The sequence below is a fragment of the Wolbachia endosymbiont of Pentalonia nigronervosa genome (assembly GCF_014534705.1).
GTDB lineage: Bacteria > Pseudomonadota > Alphaproteobacteria > Rickettsiales > Anaplasmataceae > Wolbachia.
Genome location: NZ_JACVWV010000163.1, coordinates 1 through 1,247 on the forward strand (window position 1 = coordinate 1; position 1,247 = coordinate 1,247).

Genomic DNA, 1,247 nt, shown 5'->3' on the forward strand with positions numbered 1-1,247 from the left:
CCTGTTCGCCCTATCCACATCACTGCTGCTATGAACTTTCTGTTGTCCTTTGCACTCCTTCCACTATCCCCTTTCTTTCCGGGTAAACTCTCCTTTATCCTTTCCCATTGCTTATCTTTTAAGTCGTATAACATCCTTAGCTTCTCTCAAAAATTGTTATTATAACTCCTTTCTTTTTGAATGTCTACACTACCTAATTCTTTTTTTCTTAAATGCATGCTTTTCTGCAAATAATCTCTTGCCTTTAGGGGCCCATCCGTACGCATAAAACTCGTTGTCATCAATACCAGATTCGTCTATAAATACCAGATTTTCTTCCTTTATTTCAGCTACTTTTGCTGTGAATTCTTTACGCTTTTTTTCATCTCTCTCTTGATAAAGGAAGGTTTTTTTTATATGTGTAGCCAGCTTTTTTTAGATAATTATATGCTGTTTCTTTGCACATATTGCCAAATTTTTCAATTATTTTATCAGTCGTAACATCTTGATTATCTTGTAGAAATTTGAAAAAACTGCCCATATCTTTAATCTTGCTCCTATGACCTGTTTGATAACCAGATGCTGGCTTTATGCTTCCAGTTTCCTCCCTTCTTTTTCGCCATAAATATATTGTTTTTATACTGAGTTTAAATGTTTCACCAATTTTTTTCATAGACATTTTTTTCTCGTCAATAATCTTAAAAACACGTTCTCGCAAGTCCTCGCTGTATGGTTTGGGCATTTTTTACTCCATCTATTTATTCTTCAATCTACCATCTTACCATAAATTTTGTCTAGGTAAACCTTATCTTAGTTAGCTATATGTGTTGAAAAGCGTGCCTATGGCTCTTCAGGTTGGTAAATTGTATGCCATTGTCTGTTAAAACAGTGTGATGGCAAGATTCTAATCAAATTGCGTAGAAACTCTGCAGCTATGGGTTTTGTAGCAGTATTATGCAACTCAACATAGGTAAATTTCGATGTTCTATCTATAGCAACAAACAAACATAATTTTCCTTCTTCTGTTCTAACCTCTGCAATATCAATATGAAAATAGCCTATATGTATGGTCCCAGAGAGTGATGGTATACTTATCATTATTTTCCGGAACTATAGTACTTTCAAAAGCGAATGATAAGGGTATAATATACTATTAGTGAGTAGGAAAAGTGATGGTATATAGTATAGATTTAAGAGAAAAAGCAGTGTCTTTGGTGGAAAAAGGAAAGTCAAAGGCAGAGGTTACAGAGCTTTGGGTGAAAGCCTGG

At 34.6% G+C, this 1,247-nt stretch carries 1 protein-coding gene and 1 pseudogene; both read right to left on the minus strand.

Annotated features, from left to right (window positions below; genetic code table 11):
• Positions 1–361: 361 nt before the first annotated feature.
• Entirely contained in the window at positions 362–721 is a 360-nt protein-coding gene (locus IC220_RS07645) for a helix-turn-helix domain-containing protein (RefSeq protein ID WP_188153770.1), read from the minus strand.
• Between the two features lie 79 nt (positions 722–800).
• Positions 801–1,041, minus strand: a pseudogene (locus IC220_RS07650) (DDE-type integrase/transposase/recombinase); the annotation flags it as partial.
• Between the last annotated feature and the right edge of the window lie 206 nt (positions 1,042–1,247).